This is a genomic window from Buchnera aphidicola str. Ak (Acyrthosiphon kondoi) (assembly GCF_000225445.1).
GTDB lineage: Bacteria > Pseudomonadota > Gammaproteobacteria > Enterobacterales > Enterobacteriaceae > Buchnera > Buchnera aphidicola_A.
The window spans coordinates 406,974-423,198 of record NC_017256.1; the positions used below are offsets into that span (position 1 = coordinate 406,974).

Annotated in this window: 13 protein-coding genes and 1 tRNA gene; 4 read left to right on the forward strand and 10 right to left on the reverse strand. The window is 27.0% G+C overall.

What is annotated here, in order from left to right; translation table 11 throughout:
* Positions 1-230: 230 nt before the first annotated feature.
* The 4 genes from argF to BAKON_RS01890 all read left to right on the forward strand — a co-directional run bounded on the left by argF (position 231) and on the right by BAKON_RS01890 (position 3,202).
* On the forward strand, positions 231-1,247 hold the full coding sequence (gene argF / locus BAKON_RS01875) for an ornithine carbamoyltransferase (protein WP_014499514.1): 1,017 nt from the start codon (positions 231-233) through the stop codon (positions 1,245-1,247).
* A gap of 118 nt (positions 1,248-1,365) precedes the next feature.
* On the forward strand, positions 1,366-2,301 hold the full coding sequence (gene pyrB / locus BAKON_RS01880; protein ID WP_014499515.1) for an aspartate carbamoyltransferase: 936 nt from the start codon (positions 1,366-1,368) through the stop codon (positions 2,299-2,301).
* Positions 2,302-2,305: 4 nt separating this feature from the next.
* Positions 2,306-2,770, forward strand: a complete 465-nt coding sequence (gene pyrI / locus BAKON_RS01885) for an aspartate carbamoyltransferase regulatory subunit (RefSeq protein ID WP_014499516.1) — start codon at positions 2,306-2,308, stop codon at positions 2,768-2,770.
* Positions 2,771-2,815: 45 nt separating this feature from the next.
* Positions 2,816-3,202: a Rid family detoxifying hydrolase gene (locus BAKON_RS01890; protein ID WP_014499517.1), complete on the forward strand. Its 387-nt coding sequence runs from the start codon at positions 2,816-2,818 to the stop codon at positions 3,200-3,202.
* A gap of 85 nt (positions 3,203-3,287) precedes the next feature.
* Here BAKON_RS01890 and BAKON_RS01895 read toward each other — a convergent pair whose 3' ends face one another.
* The 10 genes from BAKON_RS01895 to glmM form a co-directional block, all read right to left on the reverse strand.
* Positions 3,288-5,090, reverse strand: coding sequence for a DEAD/DEAH family ATP-dependent RNA helicase (locus tag BAKON_RS01895; RefSeq protein WP_014499518.1), 1,803 nt, complete (start codon positions 5,088-5,090; stop codon positions 3,288-3,290).
* 374 nt (positions 5,091-5,464) lie between these two features.
* The gene (gene pnp, locus BAKON_RS01900) at positions 5,465-7,588 is read right to left on the reverse strand and encodes a polyribonucleotide nucleotidyltransferase (RefSeq protein WP_014499519.1); all 2,124 of its coding nucleotides are present in this window, start codon (positions 7,586-7,588) and stop codon (positions 5,465-5,467) included.
* A 188-nt stretch (positions 7,589-7,776) separates the two neighbouring features.
* A complete protein-coding gene (gene rpsO / locus BAKON_RS01905; RefSeq protein ID WP_014499520.1) occupies positions 7,777-8,046 on the reverse strand; it encodes a 30S ribosomal protein S15 in 270 nt (89 codons plus the stop codon).
* Positions 8,047-8,149: 103 nt separating this feature from the next.
* Positions 8,150-9,088 carry a tRNA pseudouridine(55) synthase TruB gene (gene truB, locus BAKON_RS01910; RefSeq protein WP_014499521.1) on the reverse strand — a complete coding sequence of 313 codons (939 nt, stop codon included), beginning with the start codon at positions 9,086-9,088 and terminating at the stop codon, positions 8,150-8,152.
* Between the two features lie 40 nt (positions 9,089-9,128).
* Positions 9,129-9,488, reverse strand: coding sequence for a 30S ribosome-binding factor RbfA (gene rbfA / locus BAKON_RS01915; protein WP_014499522.1), 360 nt, complete (start codon positions 9,486-9,488; stop codon positions 9,129-9,131).
* 46 nt (positions 9,489-9,534) lie between these two features.
* Positions 9,535-12,171 (reverse strand): translation initiation factor IF-2, encoded by a 2,637-nt coding sequence (infB, locus tag BAKON_RS01920; protein WP_014499523.1) that lies wholly within the window; start codon positions 12,169-12,171, stop codon positions 9,535-9,537.
* A 16-nt stretch (positions 12,172-12,187) separates the two neighbouring features.
* Positions 12,188-13,678: a transcription termination factor NusA gene (gene nusA, locus BAKON_RS01925; protein ID WP_014499524.1), complete on the reverse strand. Its 1,491-nt coding sequence runs from the start codon at positions 13,676-13,678 to the stop codon at positions 12,188-12,190.
* A gap of 345 nt (positions 13,679-14,023) precedes the next feature.
* Positions 14,024-14,106, reverse strand: a tRNA-Leu gene (locus tag BAKON_RS01930).
* A gap of 47 nt (positions 14,107-14,153) precedes the next feature.
* The gene (gene secG, locus BAKON_RS01935; RefSeq protein WP_014499525.1) at positions 14,154-14,483 is read right to left on the reverse strand and encodes a preprotein translocase subunit SecG; all 330 of its coding nucleotides are present in this window, start codon (positions 14,481-14,483) and stop codon (positions 14,154-14,156) included.
* A gap of 261 nt (positions 14,484-14,744) precedes the next feature.
* On the reverse strand, positions 14,745-16,079 hold the full coding sequence (gene glmM, locus BAKON_RS01940) for a phosphoglucosamine mutase (protein ID WP_014499526.1): 1,335 nt from the start codon (positions 16,077-16,079) through the stop codon (positions 14,745-14,747).
* Between the last annotated feature and the right edge of the window lie 146 nt (positions 16,080-16,225).

Here is a 16,225-nt window from a genome sequence, read left to right on the forward strand (position 1 = left end):
TTAATTTAATAAATGATAATTGATATTATTATGTTGATATAAATATAATAACGTTGTTTTTTATTCGTATTTCTATATATTAGAAAAAAGATTATTAAAAGTATAATATTTAGTTAATAAATAATTATGATATTTTTAAATATAATATAAAATATTATATACTATATAAACACTTTTTCTTCAATTTCTACTAATTAAAAATATATTTTATCTTACAATGAGACTTTAATATGAATAATCTTTATCAACGTGATTTTTTAAGACTATTAGATTTTACTTATTTAGAATTAAAAAATATCATTATATTAGCGCAAAAATTAAAAAAAAATAAGAAAAATAAAAAAGAAATCGCTCTTCTTAAGAAAAAAAATATCGCTTTAATTTTTGAAAAAGAATCGACTCGGACAAGATGCGCTTTTGAAGTCGCTGCATTTGATCAAGGAGCTAATGTTACATATCTTGGACCTGGTAGCACACATCTTGGAACAAAAGAGTCTATTGAAGATACTGCAAAAATACTCGGACGTTTATATGATGGTATTCAATATCGAGGGCATAATCATAGCACAATAGAAATATTAGCTAAACATTCAAAAGTGCCAGTATGGAATGGTTTAACTGAAAAATTTCATCCTACACAGCTACTTGCTGATCTTCTTACTATAAAAGAAATTTTTCCAGAAAAAAAATTTCATCAAATTAAATGTGCTTATGTTGGTGATGCACATAATAACATGGGAAATAGTTTATTAGAAGCTGCATTACTAGTTGGATTAGATTTACGTTTAGTTGCTCCTAAAGAGTGTTGGCCAGAAAAAGATCTATTTCATTTTTGTCAGGAACAAATAAAACAGAAAAAAGGAAGTATAACATGTACTGAAAATATTCATAAGGGAGTAAAGAATGTAGATTTTATCTATACTGATGTCTGGGTGTCTATGGGAGAACCCCAAGAAGCATGGGAAAAAAGGATTAAGTTATTAAGGTCTTATCAAGTAAATAGTTCTATGTTAGAAATGACTCATAATCCAAAAGTAAAAGTGTTACATTGTCTACCAGCTCTACATGATCAAAAAACCTATATGGGCAAATCTATATTAAAAAAATATAATTTTAAAAATGGTATGGAAATAACAGATGATATTTTTCAAAAATACCAAGAAGTTATTTTTGAACAAGCAGAAAATCGATTGCATACTATAAAAGCTATTCTTATATCTAGTTTATTAAATAAAATTACATTTTAAAAATGATTGTAATACATAACATAGCTATTTATAAAAAAACTCAAGATTTTTTAGTTTCTTTATACTGTTGAAAAGCATTTCATATTATCTTTTCTGCAAAAATCAAGGAAAATAAAATTTGAGAAATTCTCTATATCAAAAAAACATTATTTCAATTAATGATCTTCGACGTAACGAATTAGAATTAGTTTTAAATAAATCTGCAATGCTTAAAAAAAAACCACAACCTGATTTGTTAAAAAATAAAGTTATTGCTAGTTGTTTCTTCGAAGCATCAACTCGCACTCGCTTATCATTTGAAACTGCTATTTATCGATTAGGAGCTTCTATAGTAGGATTTTCTGATGGAAATAATATTTCTTTAGAAAAAAAAGGAGAAACTTTAGCAGATACTATTTCAGTAATCAGTTCTTATGTAGATGCAATTATTATCCGACATCCTCAAGAAGGATCTGCGCGTTTAGCAGTAGAATTTTCTAATAAAATACCAATATTCAACGCTGGAGATGGAGCAAATCAACATCCTACACAGACGCTTTTAGATTTATTCACTATACAAGAAACTCAAGACAGACTTACTCATTTAAATATAGCTATAGTCGGAGATCTTAAATATGGAAGAACAGTACATTCGTTAACACAAGCATTGGCTAAATTTAAAAATAATAAATTTTATTTTATTTCACCTGATGCTTTAAAAATGCCAAATTATATTAATAACATGCTTGATAAAAAAGAAATCTCCTGGAACAGACATAAAAATATTGAAGAAATAATTTCTGAAATAGATATTCTTTATATGACTCGTATTCAAAAAGAAAGATTAGATTCTACTGAATATGCAAATGCAAAATCAAAGCTTGTATTACATGCTAAAATTTTAAAACATGCACGTAGTAATCTTAAAATACTACATCCTCTTCCTCGTATAGATGAAATAGATCGAGATGTTGACTATACACCTTATGCCTGGTATTTTAAACAAGCAGCAAACGGAATCTATGCACGTCAGGCAATCTTATCTTTAGTATTAATAGAAAAACACACTATATAAAAATATGGAAATAAACAAACTTCAAGTAGAAGCCATTAAATCAGGTAGTGTCATTGATCATATTCCTGCACATATTGGTTTTAAATTATTATCTCTATTTAGATTTACTGAAACAGAAAAACGTATTACTATAGGTTTAAATTTACCTTCTAAAAAATTAGGAAAAAAAGATATTATAAAAATTGAAAATACTTTTTTAAGTGATGATCAAATTAATCAATTAGCAATTTACGCACCTCATGCTACCGTAAATTATATTGATGAATATAATCTAGTAGGAAAAGTTTTTCCAAATTTACCTGAAAAAATCGATAGAATTTTAATCTGTCCGAATAATAGTTGTGTTAGCAATCATAATCTTGTAACTTCTAGTTTTATTTTTAAACAAGATCAATTTTTTAATATGAACTTGAAATGTAAATATTGTGAAAAAGAATTTTCTAAAAATACAGTTTTATCATGCCAATAATTTTGGTAATATACATTAAGCTATTAAAAATATAAGCGATATTCTATGAATTACATAATAAATACTAAAGAAGCACCAAAACCTATCGGACCTTATTCACAAGCTATTGAAATCAATAACTTTATTATATTGTCAGGACAAATACCTATTGATGTCATGTCTAATCATATACCAGAAAATATTGCTGAACAAACATATCTTGTATTAAAAAATATAAAGTCAATTTTAATTCATGCTAAATTTCAAGTATCAAATATCATTAAAACTACAATTTTTACTACTAATCTAAAAAAAATTAATATTATCAATGAAATTTATACAAAATTTTTTATAGATAATAAATCAGAGTTCCCAACTAGATCCTGTGTTGAAGTTCAGGCACTACCTAAAAATGTAAAAATAGAAATTGAAGCAATAGCATTTAAAAAATGATATGATAAAGCAAATTAAGCTATTAAAGTATTTGTGCTAAATAAAATATATTTAATATGCCGCAAAGCGGCATAAAAACTAAAAATTAAACATTTCTACGACGGGAAAAAGACGGTTTAAGTTCATTTTTTTTAGACGTATGCGATTTATTTAAACTATTTTCAGAAATACGACGATTGCTATTTTTATCTCTATTAAACGTAGATCGATTCAATGTCTTAGTCTCATAATTTCTTGAATCTCTTAATAATTTCATATTAATTGGTTTATTTAAAATTCTAGTACGAATAAAGCTTTGTAATAAATCTTTAGATATTCCTTTAGGTAATTCAATTGTAGAATAAGAAGAAAAAAGTTTAATATTACCGATATTACGACTATGCATATTTCCTTCGTTAGCAATTGCTCCAACTATATGACGCACTTCAACTCCATCATTACGACCCACCTCAATACGATATAAATCAATATCTTTGTTATCACGACGTTCACGACGTGTCCGGATATTTCGAATATCTTCACGTCGACGATTATCTTTAAATGATAAATCTCGAGGTTGATGTTTTATTAAATCTGGTTTAATAATTAAAGAGCGTTCACCTTGAGCCATTTTTAATAGAGCAGCTGCTAAAGTTTTTATATCTAAATCATCTGTAGAATATAATTTATCTAATAAAGCACTATATTCATCTAAATCTCGACTTTCTAACTGTTGTTGTACTTTTTTTGCGAATTGTTCAAGACGTCTTTGACATAATAATTCTATTTTAGGCAATTGAACTTCTGGAATAGACTGTTTGATAGTACGCTCTATATTTCGTAATAAACGACGTTCACGATTTTCAACAAATAATAATGCCCGACCTGCCCGACCTGCCCGACCTGTTCGACCTATACGATGAACATAAGATTCTGAATCCATAGGAATATCATAATTAATAACGAAACTAATACGATCAACATCTAAACCACGTGCTGCAACATCTGTAGCAATTAAAATATCTAATCTACCATTTTTTAATCTTTCTAAAGTTTGTTCTCGTAATGCTTGATTCATATCTCCATTTAATGCTGCGCTATTATATCCATTACGCTCTAATGCTTCAGAAACTTCTAAAGTTGCATTTTTAGTTCTAACAAAAATAATTGTCGCAGAAAAATCTTCCACTTCTAAAAAACGAATTAATGCATCAGTTTTCCGACCATAAACCATCCAATAACTTTGTTTAATATCTGGACGTGTCGTTATATTAGACTGTATTTTTATCTCTTGTGGATTTTTCATGAATCGTTTAGAAATACGACGAATTGCTTCTGGCATTGTAGCTGAAAACAATGCAGTTTGATGTTCTTTAGGAATTTGTGCCATGATTGTTTCGACATCTTCTATAAATCCCATTCGTAACATTTCATCTGCTTCATCTAAAACTAATCCATGTAAATTGGATAGATTAAGTGTCCCTCTTTTTAGATGATCTAATAACCGACCTGGAGTTCCTACAACAATTTGAGGTCCTTGTCGCAATGCACGCAATTGAAGTTCATATCTTTGACCGCCATATAAGGGTAATACATGTATTCCAATCATATATTTAGAAAAATCTGAAAACGCTTCAGCTACTTGAACCGCTAATTCTCTTGTAGGAGCTAATACCAATATTTGAGGAGCTTTCAAATTAATGTTAAGATTATGTAATAGTGGTAAAGAAAAAGCAGCTGTTTTACCACTCCCAGTTTGTGCCATTCCTAATACATCACGTCCTTCTAAAAGTAAGGGAATACAAGATGCTTGAATAGGAGAAGGTTTAACATATCCCATTTCATTTAAAGATTGAATAATAAAAGGATTTAAACCAAGAAAAGAAAATGTGCTTTCAATATGAGTCATGCAGTAGATATGCCTTTTAAGTTACAACGGCCAGTCTACATAGCTCATTATGAAAATATGTATTTATTCTCATTGAAAAGTGTGAACCGGCTCAAATTAAATGATCTAAAAAATAGAATCATTGAATTTTTTAAGAATCAATAATAATATTTATTAGTTATTGCCAATGATTTTTTAAATATCAAAAAAACAACATTAGCAACTTATTGAAGTTTATTTTTTAAAAAATTATATATCTGTAATTATATAATCATTATATCAAAATAAAATGAATTAAGTTTTATACTATTTTTATTTATATGGTACTATTTGAAAAGATATAAATCTATATTTTATTTAAAAAATATAAATAATATTAAACTAAAATAATTATATCAGATAATGGTATTGTTTATTGATTTATTAGAAATAATAGAACTTTCTATTTCTTTAATACTTAATCTTAAACGACCTTGACGATCTATTTCCAAGACTTTTACAGATATCATTTGATCAATTTTTAAATGATTAGATACTTTATCTACTCTTTTATCAGAAATTTGCGAAATATGCACTAAGCCTTCTTTACCTAAACCAATTGAGACAAAAGCACCAAAATCGACAATACGAGTAACTTTTCCAGAATAAATACGACCTACTTCAATTTCGGCTGTAATTTCTTCAATTCTACGAATGGCATTCTTTGCTTTTTCTTCAATAGTAGATGATATTTTTACTGTTCCATCATCTTCAATTTCAATTATAGTTCCAGTTTCTTCAGTTAGCATACGAATAACAGAACCTCCTTTACCTATAACATCTTTAATTTTTTCAGGATTTATTTTTATGGTATGAATACGAGGCGCAAATTCAGAAATTTCGCTTCTAGATTTATTTAATGCTTGGTTCATTACATTTAAAATATGCAATCTAGCTAATCTTGCCTCATTTAAAGCTGCATGTATAATTTCATTGGTAATACCTTCTATTTTCATATCCATCTGCAAAGCTGTAATTCCTTCTTCTGTACCAGAAACTTTAAAATCCATATCGCCTAAATGATCTTCATCACCTAAAATATCTGAAAGCAAGACGTATTTATTTCCTTCTTTAACCAAACCCATTGCTATTCCAGCAACAGCAGATTTAATAGGTACTCCGGCATCCATTAAGGCTAAAGAAGCACCACAAACAGAAGCCATAGAAGAAGAACCATTAGATTCAGTAATTTCAGATACTACTCGAATAGTATAAGGAAAATTATCTAATGTAGGCATTACTGCTAAAAGACTTCTTTTAGCAAGACGACCATGACCTATTTCTCGTCTTTTCGGTGATCCAACCATTCCTATTTCCCCAACAGAATAAGGTGGAAAATTATAATGAAATAAAAAATTGTCTATTCTATCTCCTAACAATTCATCTAAGTTTTGTGCATCTCGAGATGTTCCTAATGTTACAGAAACTAAAGACTGAGTTTCGCCTCGGGTAAACAAAGCAGAACCATGTGTTCGAGGTAAAATACCAGTGCGAATATCTAAAGCACGAATCATATCTTTTTCACGTCCATCAATACGTATTTGATGGCTTAATATACGTTCACGCACAATTTTTTTTTCAATCGCTTGAAAAATATCTTCTATTTCTAATATATCTATATTTGAATTTTCTTCTAAAAATAATTTGATAATGTTTTCTTTAATATTATTTAATTTTTCAATTCTCTCCTGTTTATTAAAAATAAAATAAGCGTTACTTATATCTTTTTCAGACAAATTAATTATTTTTGATTCCAATGTTTTATTTGTTTCTGGATAAGATATTACCCAAGGTAACTTACTGGCTTCATTTGATAAAGAACGAATATTGTTAATTACTACTTGTTGTTGTTGATGACCAAATATTATAGCTCCAAGAATTTGTTCTTCACTTAGTATTTTAGACTCTGCTTCTACCATAAGAATAGCATTTTGTGTTCCTGAAACTACGAGATCTAAAGAACTATTTTTCATGTCATCACTAATGGGATTTAACATATATTGATTGTTAATATAACCCACTCTAGCAGCACCTACTGGACCATAAAATGGAATTCCTGATAAACTAAGTGCAGCAGATGCACCTATAATAGAAATTATATCAGGATTAATCTGTGGATTAACTGATACGACTGTAGCAATTATTTGAATTTCATTAAGAAAATTTTTTGGAAATAATGGTCGAATAGGTCTATCGATTAATCGAGCTGTTAATATTTCATTTTCACTTGGCCGACCTTCTCTTCTAAAAAAACCACCAGGTATACGACCTGCTGCATATGTTCGTTCTTGATAATTAATAGTAAGTGGAAAGAATTTCTGTCCTCCATGTATTTTTTTTTGTCCAACAACAGTTACAAAGACAGCAGTATCATCCATACTAGCCATAATAGCAGCCGTAGCCTGTCGAGCCATTACACCCGTTTCTAAAGTGATTGTATGTTGCCCATATTGAAATTTACGTACAATTGGATTCAGCAAAATAATATCCTTAACATGTAACTAATTTTTTAATAAAAATAAATTGCATTTTTGAAATTTTTAGTTAATAAAAAATAAATATTTAAATAAAATTGTAAAAAAAGGGCTAAAAAAGCCCTTTGGAAAAATATATTTTTTATTTTATATGAATATAAAATGTTTAATTATATAATTTTTATAAAAACTATTTATCGTCTTAAATGGAGATCTTCAATTAAAAAAGTATAACGAGATATATTTTTTTTCTTTAAATAATCTAATAATTTGCGACGTTTTGATACCATATTCAACAGACCTCTACGACTACAATGATCTTTTTTATGTTGAGAAAAATGTGTTTGAAGATGATTGATTTGATTCGTCAACAATACAACTTGTACTTCTGTTATTCCACTATTTTTTTCAGATTTACCATACTTTAAAATGATTTTTTTTGTATCTGTTAGAGATAAAGACATATAATTATACTCCATATATTTAAAACTATATTACATTAGTCCTAACTTAATTAAGTTTTTTTAAAATAATATCATGCTAATCTTAAATTTAATAGTGAATAACTTAATTAGTAAATCTAGAAACTAATCGATATGGAATTAATATTTTTTCTGCACTAATTTTTCCTAATCCAATAAATTTATCATTTTCTTTTTCTATTACACGTACTAAATTATTTTTTATATTAGAATGAAAATTCACTCTTTGTCCTAATTGAAAATTATATGATTTTTCAGGAGAAAGATATACCTTAGGCAAAAAAGATACAGGACTATCTATGGGCATTAATAAATTATCAATATTTTTAAAAAAATTAATATTATGAATATTTTTCATACTTAATAATTTATATAAATCAGAAATTTTTACTAATTGATCACAAAAATATGAGGCTACTTGTAAACGTCGTAAGAAAATAACATGAGCTCCACAGCCTAATTTTTCTCCTAAATCGTCAATAAGTGTGCGAATATATGTTCCCTTGGAACAGAGTATTTTAAATTCAATTAAATTTTTTTCTTGATGAATAGAATATATATCATATATTATTACTTTTCTTGTACTGCGTGTAACGTTAAATCCTTGGCGTGCATATTTATACAAGGGTATACCGTTGTATTTAATTGCAGAATACATTGAAGGAATTTGTTCAATTGAACCAGTCAATTCCTTTATAGACAAATCAAGTTTATAAGAAGTAAATAAAATAGGACGTTTTTTTATAATGATTCCATCAGAATCAGATGTAGATGTCTTTTCACCCAATTTAGCAATAACATGATATCGTTTATTAGATTCTGTTAAATAATGAGAAAATTTTGTACATTCTCCAAAACAAATCGGCAATATGCCTGTTGCTAACGGATCTAGAGTACCAACATAGCCTGCTTTTTTTGCATTAAAAATAATTTTAACTTTCTGTAAAGCATTATTGGAAGATATACCTTGCGGCTTGTCTAATAAAAGCAGTCCATGAATATTGCGTTTTTTGTAAAAAAACATCTATTTTTTCCTTTATTTTATTAATAAAAAATGTATCCCATTATTTTTTTGATAAACCTTCTAAAATAAAAGAAATTTTATTACCTTTGAAAAAAGAATCATCATGATAAAAAATAATATTAGGAATAATTCGCAACCTCATTATTTTACATAATAATTTACGAATATAACTAGCAGATTTATTTAAAATAATTAAATCTTTTTTTATATTTAATTGATTTTCACTTTCTAAAAAACTGACAAATACTTGAGCATGAGATAAATCTTTGGAAACTTGCACCTCAGAAACTGTTATTATTTTTTTAATACGTGGATCTTTGAGTCTATACTGTATAATTACAGCTATTTTTTTTTGTAATTCTTGAGCAATACGAATAGACCGATTAAATAATTTTTCCATAATTATATTACCAAATTAAATATTTTATAAAAATATATTTTATATTTTATAATATTCTCTTAATTTCTTTAACTTCAAAAACCTCTATAATATCTCCAATACGTATATCATTATAATTTTTTATACCAATACCACATTCTAATCCATTACGTATTTCATTTACATCTTCTTTAAAACGACGTAGTGACTCTAATTCACCTTCATATATCACTATATTATCTCTGAGTATATGAATAGGATTGCTGCGTTTAATTATTCCTTCTACAATCATACAACCAGCAATCAGACCGAATTTAGGAGATTTAAATATATTTCTTACTTCAGCTAAGCCAATAATATTTTCTTTATATTCAGGTGATAAAAGACCTGTCATAGCTGATTTGACTTCATCAAGTAAATCATAAATCACGGAATAATATCGAAGATCTACATGTTCTGAATTAATTATTTTTTTAGCAGAAGAATCTGCACGAACATTAAATCCTAAAATAATAGCGTTTGAAGCTACCGCTAAAGAAGCATCTGTTTCTGTAATACCTCCGATACCTGATCCTATTATTTTTATTTTTACCTCGTTAGTAGATAATTTAAATAAGGCTCCAGAAATAGCTTCTAAAGAACCTTGTATATCAGATTTAAGAATAATTTTTAATTCAGAAATATTATCTTTATTTATATTATCAAACATATTTTCTAAATTTGTTCTATTCTGATTAGATAATTTTATTTCACGTGATTTTTCTTTTCTATAAGATGCTACTTCTCTTGCCTTTTTTTCATCACGAACTACAGTGACTACATCACCTGAAAAAGGAACTTTGGACAGTCCTAAAATTTCTACTGGAACAGATGGCTCTGCACTTGAAACTTCTTGTCCGCTTGCATCACGCAAAGCTTTAATACGACCATATTCGAACCCACATAATATTATATCTCCCTTATTTAGTTTGCCTTTTTTTACTAATACAGTAGCTATTGGTCCTCGTCCCTTATCAAGAAAAGATTCTATAACAATGCCCTCTGCCATACCAGTAGGAACTGCTTTTAATTCTAACATTTCTGCTTGTAGTAAAATTGCATTCAATAATTTGCTGACACCTTTTCCTGTTTTTGCGGAAACAGATACAAATATATTCTCGCCACCCCATTCTTCTGAAAGAATGTTATATTTCATTAAATCATTTTTTACCTTATCAACATCAGAATCTATTTTATCAATTTTATTAATTGCTACTATTACTGGAACATTAGCTTCTTTTGCGTGCTGAATAGCTTCAATTGTTTGTGGCATAACTCCATCATCTGCTGCTACAACTAAAATAACAATATCAGTTACTTGAACTCCACGAGACCTCATTGCAGTAAAAGCTGAATGTCCAGGTGTGTCTAAAAAAGTAATGGAACCTAAATCAGTTTTTACGTGATAAGCACCAATGTTTTGTGTAATTCCACCAGCTTCACAAAAAGCTACTTTTGTCGAACGAATGTAATCTAACAATGATGTTTTTCCATGATCAACATGTCCCATAATAGTCACTATTGGGGCTCTAACGATAGCGATATCATTTCCTATATCACGATCTTTCATAATCATTTCTTCTAATGCATTTTCTCGATGTATAATAACTTTATGACCCATTTCTTCTGCAATTAATTGAGCTGTATCTTGATCAAGAACATGATTGATTGTTCCTATAATTCCCATATTCATCATATTTTTAATAACTTCGGAACTTTTAATAGCCATTTTGTTTGCTAAATCAGATACAGAAATTGTATTACTAATAATAACATCTCTATTGATAATAGACTCGGGTTTTTGAAAAACTTGTTGTAATAAAATAGGTTTATTTTTGTGTTTTCCATTTTTCTTATTACGATTAGAAATACGCATTTCTTCTTTATGATGTTTTCCATTATAGTAGTTTTTATTATTTTTCTTTTGACGATAATTATTTAAAACTCGACCATGATTTCTTTTATCTGTCTCTACTTCTCTATCATTATCATCTTCAGCCTGACGAGCGTGTAAAAATGTAGTTAAATGATAATCTTTCTTTTCTTCTTTATAAGACAGCCAATTTTCTGTGTTTTCTTTAGTTCTTTTTTTATCTTTTAAATCAAAAGAGTTAGATTCTATATGTTTCTTAAGTTTTTTATTTTTTTCATCTTTATTTAAAGTTTTTAGTTTATTTAATTTTTTTAAGTTTAAAGATTTAAGATTATTTTTTTCTGATCCTGATTTTTCAAAATTTTTTATATGTTTTTTTTCTATGTCATTAATTATTATCGTTTTTTTAAAATTTTTTTTATCTTTATTTTTTAAAGATAATGTTTTTTTTGTATTAGGTGTAACTGTTCTTGTAGTGTTTAATAAAACTTCATTTTCAATTTTATTCGTTTTTAAATAAGTTCTTTTTTTTCTAACTTCAACTTGTATAGATTTATTTTTTCCCCCAATAGTTGAAATACTTAAAGTACTGCGTACCTTTCTTTGCAAAATTAAAGTATCTAAAGGATATTTTTTTTTAGATTCTAACTGTTTTAACAACATATTTTTTTCAATTATATTAATATAACTATCTTTATTTTTTTTTATACCAATATCAGATAATGTTTTTATTAATTCATCAATTGATATTTTTATTTCATTAGATAAAAATTTTAAATTTATATCTGGCATACTATTTTTCCTATTATCAGACTTTACTACCAAACCAACAGATATTACGAGCAGTCATAATCAATAAACCTGCTTGTTCAGAATTTAAGTTTTTAATATCAGTTAAATCATCTATTCCTTGATCAGCTAATTCTTCTAAAGTAAATATATTTTTTTCAGCTAATTGTAAAGCTAGAAGTCTATTCATACCATTAATTTTTAATAAATCTTCTGTTGTTTTTCTTTCTTTAATTAAACTGCTTTTTTTATCTGATTCTATTAATAGTAATTTTCTTTTTGCACCTTCTCGTACTAATTTAGCTTCATCTTCAGTTAAATTATTAATTGCTAACAATTCATTAAATGGTATATAAGCTAATTCTTCGAGAGAAGAAAAACCTTCTTTTACTAAAATTTTAATAATCTTTTCATTTACGTTTAAATTTTTTTTAAAAGTATTAAAAGCAGCATGGGCTTCTTCTTGATGTTTAGAACGAAGATCTTCTATAGTCATTACATTCAATTCCCAACCGCTTATTTGAGATGCTAAACGAACATTTTGACCATTTCGACCAATAGCTTGTGCTAAATTATTTATATCAACTGCTATATCCATGGTATGACGGTCTTCATCTACTACAATAGAAGCTACATCAGCCGGCGCCATAGCATTTATAACAAATTGAGCAGGATTGTCATCCCATAAAATAATATCAATACGTTCTCCACACAATTCACTTGATACTGCTTGTACCCGAGCACCTCTCATACCCACACAAGCTCCTACAGGATCAATGCGTTTATCATTAGTCTTTACTGCAATTTTAGCTCGAGAACCTGGATCACGTGCTGCAGCTTTTATTTCAATAATTTCTTCTCCAATCTCAGGCACCTCTATTCGAAATAATTCAATAAGCATTTCAGTTTTTGAACGGCTGATAAACAATTGAGCACCACGAGCTTCTGGATACACCCCATATAAAATACCACGAATACGATCACCAGGACGAAAGTTTTCTCTGGGCAGCATACCTTCACGTAAAATTAATGCTTCAGCATTATTGCCCAAATCTAGCATTATATTATCTCGATTAATTTTTTTCACTATACCAGTAATTATTTGACCAATATATTTACGAAATTGTTCAACTAACATAGCACGTTCTGCTTCACGTACTTTCTGAACAATCACTTGTTTAGCAGTTTGTGTTGTTATTCTGTCAAAATTAACAGATTTAATTTTTTCTTCTATATAATCGTTAAGATAAACTTTTTCACTTTCAAAACATGCTGCTTCTAAAGTAATTTCTCTAGTGGGTTGAGTTACTATTTCTACCACCATCCAGCGTCGAAAAGTAGTAAAAATACCAGTTTTTCTATTGATACTTACTCTTATATCAATTTCTTGTTCATACTTCTTCTTAGTTGCTGTTGCTAACGCAATTTCTAAAGCTTCAAAAATTTTTTCGCGGGGGAGAGATTTTTCATTAGAAACAGCCTCAACAACAGCTAAGATTTCTTTATTCATCTTGGAGAACCTCAAAATAAAAATTTTTAAAATAAGTCATTACAACTTATTTTACATGTATTAATTACAAAAAAATTTAATTATGAAATTAGATAATTAATACACTAATCTTTATTAATCAAGAGTTTATATAATTAATTATGACTTAATATTTAAAGATCGATTAAGCTATATAATTTAAAATAAATATTCTAATAAAAAACCCCGAAAATTCGGGGTTTCAGGTGCTATCACCCTATGTATAAAGTTATTATTAACAATTTTTTGTATCTTCAATACTTTAATATATTATTAATTTCAAAATGAATAAAATTCGTTTTAAAATACTATTTAGTAATACTGTAATACCGAGAATGGGACTTGAACCCATACGCCTATTCGGCACTATCCCCTCAAGATAGCGTGTCTACCAATTTCACCATCTCGGCAAAAATTTACTATAACTATATATACATTTATAATAAAAATACGATAATTAATCTGGTATATCAGAATTTAATATTTTTTTATCTGAAGCATGTGTTTGTGTTATAATTTTTTTATTGTTATCTTCCCAAAAAATATCTGAATCAACTTTTCTATTATTAATATTACATAAAATAACGCTTATTACTAAAAAAAAACAAGAAAAAATTCTAATAATGTTTGTAATAAAACTATTCGTTCCAGGTCCATTAAAAAATTTAATATTATTGTTTGTATTTAAATGAACTGTATTATTTAGTCCCTTGCCTGGCTGTAATAAGATCAAAACAACTAAAGAAAAAGAAACAAAAATAAAAAAACATAGAAAAAAAAAATACATAAAATATTATTTCCTTTTTTATAAAATATTACTATTCATAATACGTTCGATTTATGGCTAGATATAATCTAAATTATTAAAATATTAAAAAGTTTTATTTTTTATAAATAATTTATATATAAACTTTTACATATAAATTATCTATTTGATTTAAAAATATGTTAGCAATATTCTATATATCATTACTATTTAATAATTCAAATAAATAAAATTCAGTTTTTAAAAACTTATCATAACTATCACATTTGTGAAATATATAAATTAAAGTGATTTAATAGTTTCTCTAATATCATGAGCTAATTTATAAACTTTTATATAATTTTTACCTTCAACCATGATTCTTAAACATTTTTCTGTACCAGATTTACGAATTAAAATACGACTATTTTTATCTAAAAAATCTTGATATTGAGAAATAATATTTTTTATTTTTAGATCTTGTTCTGAATTATTATACTCTTTTAAAAAAACATTAAGTAAGACTTGAGGAAACAATGTTATTTGATTTGATAAATTATATAAAGTCATATTATTATTAATCATAATTAATAAAACTTGCAAACTTGCTATAATTCCATCACCAGTAGAATGCTTATCTAATAAAATAATATGACCTGATTTTTCAGCTCCTAACATCCATTGATTTTCTTTGATTTTTTTACATACATTACGATCTCCTACATCCGCAGCATAAAAAGGAATGCCAAGTTTTTTTAAACCTAAAATCACACCCATATTAGTCATTTCAGTACCTACAACACCACCTTTTAATTTTTTTTCTTTTAAATATTCTTTTGCAATAATATAAATAATCTGATCTCCATCTACTTTATTTCCTAAATGATCTACCATAATAACACGATCTCCATCGCCATCAAATGCTAGACCAACATCAGCTTTTTCTAATAAAACCATTTTTTTTAATTTTAGAATATCAGTAGATCCTGAATTTTCATTTATATTTACTCCATTAGGATTAATAGATACTGCAATTACTTTTGCACCTAAATCTTGAAAAATTTTAGGAGCTATATTAAAAGTCGAACCATTAGCACAATCTAAAATAATAGTAAGTTTTGATAAATCTATATTTTTAGGGATAGTATTTTTACAAAAATTAATATATTGACTTTCTGGATCTATAATATTACTAGAACGACCAAAATTCATATAGTTTGAATAAGAAAAAATATGATTAGTTTGTTGTTCAATGGAAAATTCTATTTTTTTAGTTAATTTGCTTCCATTTTTATAAAAAATTTTTATTCCATTGTCATAAAAAAGATTATGAGAACCTGAAACAACAATTCCTGCAGAAGCATTTAAAGATTTAGTAAAATATGCAATTGCTGAAGTTGGTATACAATTAGCTAATAAAGTAGATACTCCTGTAGATAAAATACCAAATTCTAAAGCAGACTGTAACATAGATCCAGAAATACGTGTATCTCTCCCAATAATAATTTTTTTTGTTTTATTCTTTCCTAAAACTGTCCCAATAGACCATCCTAATTTTAATAAAAAATTTGGTGTAATTGGATTATCTCCTACTTTTCCACGTATACCATCTGTTCTAAAGTATTGCAAAAAAGTCATAATAATTTTATTCCTATATTATTTAAAAATAATTATATTTTGCAATAAATGATAATAAATTTGATTTTTTATTAAAAACAAGATGAAGTTATAGTAATTTTATCACTTCATCTTATTTTAAGATACATTAAATAAAGGAATGTTAA

Coding starts and splice junctions, on each gene's coding strand:
- argF (WP_014499514.1), top strand. CDS start 231: ATGAATAATCTTTATCAACGTGATTTTTTAAGACTATTAGATTTTACT.
- pyrI (WP_014499516.1), top strand. CDS start 2,306: ATGGAAATAAACAAACTTCAAGTAGAAGCCATTAAATCAGGTAGTGTC.
- BAKON_RS01890 (WP_014499517.1), top strand. CDS start 2,816: ATGAATTACATAATAAATACTAAAGAAGCACCAAAACCTATCGGACCT.
- BAKON_RS01895 (WP_014499518.1), bottom strand. CDS start 5,090: ATGACTCATATTGAAAGCACATTTTCTTTTCTTGGTTTAAATCCTTTT.
- rpsO (WP_014499520.1), bottom strand. CDS start 8,046: ATGTCTTTATCTCTAACAGATACAAAAAAAATCATTTTAAAGTATGGT.
- truB (WP_014499521.1), bottom strand. CDS start 9,088: ATGTTTTTTTACAAAAAACGCAATATTCATGGACTGCTTTTATTAGAC.
- rbfA (WP_014499522.1), bottom strand. CDS start 9,488: ATGGAAAAATTATTTAATCGGTCTATTCGTATTGCTCAAGAATTACAA.
- infB (WP_014499523.1), bottom strand. CDS start 12,171: ATGCCAGATATAAATTTAAAATTTTTATCTAATGAAATAAAAATATCA.
- nusA (WP_014499524.1), bottom strand. CDS start 13,678: ATGAATAAAGAAATCTTAGCTGTTGTTGAGGCTGTTTCTAATGAAAAA.
- secG (WP_014499525.1), bottom strand. CDS start 14,483: ATGTATTTTTTTTTTCTATGTTTTTTTATTTTTGTTTCTTTTTCTTTA.
- glmM (WP_014499526.1), bottom strand. CDS start 16,079: ATGACTTTTTTGCAATACTTTAGAACAGATGGTATACGTGGAAAAGTA.